Consider the following 202-nt stretch of genomic DNA (forward strand, 5'->3'; position numbering starts at 1 on the left):
TTCGCAGAAATGCTTATTAACGTATTTGATAAAGTCAGATTTCTTTAAGAAATCTGATTTACGACCGCAATTCTTACGATGTATTTGGTAAGCTTTATCACCTTGTTGTGCCTTATAGCGTTTTTGCTTACCATGATAAAGCAAAACAGTACCACGTTTAACCTCATAACTGATAGTAGAAGGAGAGCAATCAAGCTCACGA

General features: G+C 35.6%; 1 pseudogene. It reads right to left on the bottom strand.

From position 1 onward, the window contains the following. Positions 1–202, bottom strand: a pseudogene (locus KI210_RS08850) (IS30 family transposase); the annotation flags it as partial.

Origin of the sequence: Lactobacillus corticis, assembly GCF_018327645.1 — a bacterium.
Lineage (GTDB): Bacteria > Bacillota > Bacilli > Lactobacillales > Lactobacillaceae > Lactobacillus > Lactobacillus corticis.